Origin of the sequence: Microbacterium sp. B19 (assembly GCF_000333395.1) — a bacterium.
Taxonomy (GTDB): Bacteria; Actinomycetota; Actinomycetes; order Actinomycetales; family Microbacteriaceae; genus Microbacterium.
The window spans coordinates 1-5,052 of sequence record NZ_BADA01000415.1 but is presented as its reverse complement, the minus strand read 5'-3'; the positions used below and the strand labels follow the sequence as shown (position 1 = coordinate 5,052).

Genomic DNA, 5,052 nt, shown 5'->3' with positions numbered 1-5,052 from the left:
CGTGCGCAGAGCGGCATCCATTTCCGCCCGGTCCGCGCGCTGTCCGCGCAGGATCTTCCGCTGGGCCGGGCCGTACCAGTTCGTCCGGGCCAGGTGCGCGAGACCGGTGTAGTGGTCGAGGTGGCGGCGGACGAGCTGCGGCTGGTCGCCGGACTCCTCCGCGCGGTCGCGCCCGTAGCTGCGGATCGTCTCGAGCAGGTGGAAACGCCCCGAGTCGCGGTCGGCCTCCACCAGGGACTGCTCGATGAGCTGATCGAGGGTGTCGACGGTCGACGCGTCGTCGCCCCCGGCCACCGCGATCGCCGCCGGCAGGTCGAACGGCCCCGCGAACACGCTGAGGGCCGCCCACAGCGAGCGCTCCGCCGGCGTGCACAGCTCGTAGCTCCAGTCGACGACGGCGCGGAGGGTCCGCTGCCGTGACACGGGGGCGCGCGTCCCCGACCGGAGCAGCGTGAACCGGTGCGACAGCCGCCGCCCCAACTCGGTGACCGACAGCGTCCGCAGCCGCGCCGCGGCCAGCTCGATCGCGAGCGGGAGGCCGTCCAGCGCCTGACACAGTTGCGCCGCGGCGGCGAGGTCGGTCCGCGCGAGCGTGAACCCCGCGTCCCCCGCGCGGGCGCGCGCGAGCAGCAGGGCGAGGGCGTCGGCGGGCTCGTCGCCCGCGGTGTCGGTGGCCAGCGGTGGGACCGCGAACACCTGCTCGCCATCCACGTCCAGGCGGCGTCGGCTCGTCGCCACGATCGTGACGTCGGGGAGCGCGTCGAGCAGTTCGTCGACCACGGAGGCCACGGCGTCGATCAGGTGCTCGCAGTTGTCCAGCACGATCAGCGACTTCTCGCCGCTGAGCACGTCGACGACGAAGCTGAGGGGTTCGCGCGCCGACAGCTCGCCGTACGGCAGCGCCTGCGCGATCGCGTCGGTCACGCGGCGCGGGTCGCTCACGGCATCGAGGCCGACGAAGACCGCGTGGATGGAGGTGCGCCGGGCGTGGGCGTTCGCGGCGCGGACGGCCAGGCGCGTCTTGCCGACACCCCCGACGCCGGTGAGGGTGATGAGGCGCGCGTGGGTCAGCTCGTCGGCGAGCGCCGCCAGCTCTCGGCGACGCCCCACGAACTCGCTGCGCGGCTCTTTGATCACGACGGGCGTCCTTGCTCTCGGTGGCTCTCATTATGTGCGCGCGCGGAGGCCACCGGTGGGGATCCGAGGGCGATTACGTCATTTCACGGATAGACGGGACGGATCGCCGCCCCTCCGACAATGGCCGCCGGACCCGCCGGGTCCTGTGTTCAACGACGAACCGGGAGTACTCCATGCGCAGAACCGTCCCTCTGGCCGCCACGGCGGCCCTCGCCCTCGTCCTCACCGCCTGCTCGGGCGGCACCGCCACCGGTTCCGCGTCAGGGCCGGTGAAGATCGGCATGGTCGTGCCGCTCACGGGTTTCCTCTCCGCACTGGGGCAGGGCGACAAGGAGGCCGCCGAGCGCGCCGTGGCCGACATCAACGCGGCGGGCGGCATCGACGGACGTCAGGTCCAGCTCACCGTCGTCGACGACAAGGCCGACGTGACCGAGTCCGTGAAGCAGTTCAACCAGCTCGCCTCCGACCCGTCTTACTCGGCGATGCTCGCGAGCAGCTTCGTCTCGGCCGCGACCGCCGTGGGCAGCACCGCCCAGTCCGCGAAGATCCCGACGATCGCGCTCGGCCCCGTCGACGCGTTCGCCGACGGCAGCAACCCGTACGCGTTCACGTCCCCGCCGGTGCCCGCCGTGTACGCCCGAGCCCTGGTGGACTACTGGGTCGCGCAGGGCGTGAAGACCCTCGCCATCGGATACACCGGTGGTGACCTCTACGGCGGGAACGGCGAGAAGGCGACCGCGGAGTTCGCGAAGGAAGCCGGCATCCAGGTCGTCCTCGACGAGGCCTACGACCAGACCTCGACCGACTTCACGCCGCTGATCACCAAGGTGGTCGCCGCGAAGCCGGATGCCTTCGTCGTGTGGGGAGCGGGACCGGCACCGGTCATCATCACCAAGCAGATCGCCGGCAAGGGCATCCCGACATACTTCACCGGGGCCGAGGCGTCCGACCTGTACCTCCAGCCAGCGGGGGACGCCGCCGAGGGTGTCGTCGCCGCGGCGACCGTGGCGCTGGCCGGTGACGCGCTGCCCGACGGGCCGTACAAGACCAAGGTCATGGCGGTCGCGCAGCCGTGGATGGACGCCAACGGCGGCGCCTACCCGCCGGAGTTCGCGTTCGGTGGCGCCTCGGGCGTGGAGCTGCTCGCCTCCGCGATCGACCGCGCCGACTCGACCGATCGGCAGAAGATCCGCGACGCGCTCGAGCAGACCGACCTGCTGACCTCGAACGGGCACTACTCGTACAGCGCCACCGACCACATGGGCCTGGATGCCACCTCTCTGGCGATCTTCCAGGTCAAGGGCGGGAAGTGGGTTCCGACCGAGTACGCGACGAAGAAGTTCGCGACCGAGCTGCCCCAGTGAACGACACCGCACCCTCCGCGGGCCTGGCGCTCTCGGGTCTGTCCCGCCGCTTCGGCGGCGTCTACGCCAACCGCGACGTCTCCTTCACCGTCGCCCCCGGCGAGGTGCGCGGCGTGATCGGGCCGAACGGGGCCGGCAAGTCCACCCTGTTCGGCCTGATCAGCGGTCACGTGCGCCCGCAGGAGGGCAGGATCCTGCTCGACGGCGCGCGCATCGACCGTCTGCCCCCGCACCGTCGTGCCCGACGCGGCATCGCGATCGTGTTCCAGGGCGCGCGGCTCTTCCCCGGGATGACGGTCCTCGAGAACGTCGCCGTCGGCGCGCACGCCCGTACGCGGGCGGGAGCGGTGGATGCCGCGCTCCGCCTGCCCCGCCATCGCCGCGAGGAGAAGGAGATCCTGTCCGACGCCCGCGACGCGCTCGAGCGCGTCGGGCTGTCCGACTGGGCCGACCGGGGTGCCGAACAGCTGCCGCTGGGGCAGCAGCGGCGTCTGCAGGTGGCGCGGGCGCTCACGGCCCGGCCCCGGGTGCTGCTCCTGGACGAGCCCGCCTCGGGCCTGCGCGCCGACGAGCGCCGCGACCTCACGGCGCTGATCCGCGAACTGCACGCGGACGGCACGACGATCCTGCTCGTCGAGCATGACGTCGCGATGGTGACGTCGCTGGCGGACCGCATCGCCGTGCTGGACCTCGGACGAGTGATCGCCGACGGCACACCCGACGAGATCCGTCGGGACCCCGCCGTGATCGCCGCCTATCTGGGAAGCGAGGCCGCCGCATGATGCTCGACGTCGACGATCTCGTCGTCCGCTACGGCGCGGCGACCGCCCTCGACGGGGTGTCGCTCCGCGTCGAGCCGGGCGAGCTCGTCGCCCTCGTGGGCCCCAACGGCGCCGGGAAGACCTCGCTCGTCAACGCCGTCAGCGGACTCGTGCGTCCCGCGGCGGGTGTCGTCCGCGTGTCCGGGACCGTGGCGCAGGTGCCCGAGGGGCGGCAGATGTTCGGCGACCTCAGCGTCGACGACAACCTGCGCCTCGGCGCGTGGCGCCGACGACGACGGAACACGGATGCCGTGTACGAGCTGCTGCCGGACCTGCAGCGTGTGCGCCGTCAACGGGCGGACACGCTGTCGGGCGGTCAGCAGCAGATGGTCGCGGTGGGTCGTGCGCTCATGGCCGAGCCCGATCTGCTCGTCGTGGACGAACTCTCGCTCGGTCTCGCGCCGCTCATCGCCGCCGACCTGGTCCGTCACCTCGCCCGGCTCAACGCCGATCGCGGCACGGCCGTCCTCCTCATCGAACAGGAGGTCGGATTGGCCTTCGAGCTGTGCTCGCGCGCCTATGTGCTCGACGCCGGGCGCATCGTGGCGGAGGGGCCGACCGAGCGGCTCGCCGCCGCGCCCGAGCTGCGCGCCGCGTACCTCGGCGGCTTCGACGGGCAGGAGACCCGCGCATGAGCGACCTCGTCACCTACCTCCTCAGCGGCCTCGCGCTCGCCGGGTCGTTCGCCCTCGTCGGGAGCGGCATCGTCGTCGTGTATCGCGTCACGCACGTCCTCAACTTCGCCCAGGGCTCGTTCGTGGTGTTCGGGGCCTTCCTCTCGCAGACCTTCCGGGAGATCGGGCTCCCACCGGGACTGTCCGAGCTGGCGGCCGTGGTGGTCGTCGGTCTCATCGGGTTCGTCGTCGGCGCCGTCGCGATCGGCAAGCCCGGAACCCACCCGATGACGTCGCTCCTCATCACCCTGGGGATGTCGCTGGTCTCCGCGGCCGTCATCATCGCGGTGTGGGGGCAGAACCCGGTCTCGCCGCCCGGACTGACAGGGACGCTCACCGTGCTCGGTGCCACGATCGAGGTGCAGCGCCTGCTCGTGCTCGTCGTCGCCGTCGCCGCGCTGGCGTCGCTGAGTCTGCTGTTCTCGCGCACCGACGTCGGTCGCGCCCTCACCGCCGCGGCATCCAATCCGCGCGCCGCGCGCCTCGTGGGGATCGACACGCGCGTGATGGGGCTGCTGTCCTTCACGATCGCGGGCGTCCTCGGCGGCCTCGCGGGCGTGCTCATCGCTCCGACGACGGCCGTGTCGGTCACCTCCGACCTGCCGTTCGTGCTGAGCGCGCTGGCCGCCGCCGTCTTCGGGGGACTGCGGAACCCGTGGATGACGTTCGTCGGCGCCCTCGTGCTGGGTGTCACCGGGCAGCTCGTCGCCGGGTACGCCAACGGCTCGTACCAGACCCAGATCGCGCTGATCATGATGCTCGTGCTGATGATCGCCCGCTCGCGCTCGTTCACCGCCGAGGAGGCGAAATGACCCGCATCGTCACCATCCTGGTCGCCGTGGCCGCCGCCGTGGCGCCGCTCCTGCTGATCGATCAGACGTTCTTCGTGCAGACCGCGCTCGCCGCGATCGTCGTCACGGGGCTGTCCCTGTTCATGGGCTACGCCGGTCAGGCGTCCCTCGGTCAGGGCGCGTTCGTCGCGGTGGGCGGGCTTCACCGTCGCCGTCGGCACCGTCTCGCTCGGCATCCGCCGCTGATCGCGCTCCTGCTCGCGCC

5 protein-coding genes and 1 pseudogene are annotated in these 5,052 nt (G+C 72.0%); 5 read left to right on the top strand and 1 reads right to left on the bottom strand.

Features of this window, described 5'->3' with window-relative positions:
• Positions 1–1,137: AAA family ATPase (locus tag I5G_RS14730; RefSeq protein WP_022879735.1), on the bottom strand; the 1,137-nt coding region annotated here is incomplete at its 3' end.
• Between the two features lie 173 nt (positions 1,138–1,310).
• On the opposite strand from I5G_RS14730, the gene I5G_RS14725 reads away from it, so the two are divergent.
• The 5 genes and pseudogenes from I5G_RS14725 to I5G_RS22770 form a co-directional block, all read left to right on the top strand.
• Positions 1,311–2,501 carry an ABC transporter substrate-binding protein gene (locus I5G_RS14725; RefSeq protein WP_022879734.1) on the top strand — a complete coding sequence of 397 codons (1,191 nt, stop codon included), beginning with the start codon at positions 1,311–1,313 and terminating at the stop codon, positions 2,499–2,501.
• On the top strand, positions 2,498–3,283 hold the full coding sequence (locus I5G_RS14720) for an ABC transporter ATP-binding protein (RefSeq protein WP_022879733.1): 786 nt from the start codon (positions 2,498–2,500) through the stop codon (positions 3,281–3,283). Before I5G_RS14725 ends, I5G_RS14720 begins: the two co-directional genes overlap by 4 nt.
• Positions 3,280–3,957, top strand: a complete 678-nt coding sequence (locus tag I5G_RS14715; RefSeq protein ID WP_022879732.1) for an ABC transporter ATP-binding protein — start codon at positions 3,280–3,282, stop codon at positions 3,955–3,957. Before I5G_RS14720 ends, I5G_RS14715 begins: the two co-directional genes overlap by 4 nt.
• The gene (locus I5G_RS14710; protein ID WP_022879731.1) at positions 3,954–4,808 is read left to right on the top strand and encodes a branched-chain amino acid ABC transporter permease; all 855 of its coding nucleotides are present in this window, start codon (positions 3,954–3,956) and stop codon (positions 4,806–4,808) included. Before I5G_RS14715 ends, I5G_RS14710 begins: the two co-directional genes overlap by 4 nt.
• Positions 4,805–5,052 (top strand): annotated as a pseudogene (locus I5G_RS22770) (hypothetical protein); the annotation flags it as partial. The gene I5G_RS14710 and the pseudogene I5G_RS22770, both read left to right, overlap by 4 nt.

Excerpts from the sequence above, each read along its gene's own strand:
- I5G_RS14710 (WP_022879731.1), top strand. The coding sequence starts at position 3,954 with ATGAGCGACCTCGTCACCTACCTCCTCAGCGGCCTCGCGCTCGCCGGG.
- I5G_RS14715 (WP_022879732.1), top strand. The coding sequence starts at position 3,280 with ATGATGCTCGACGTCGACGATCTCGTCGTCCGCTACGGCGCGGCGACC.
- I5G_RS14725 (WP_022879734.1), top strand. The coding sequence starts at position 1,311 with ATGCGCAGAACCGTCCCTCTGGCCGCCACGGCGGCCCTCGCCCTCGTC.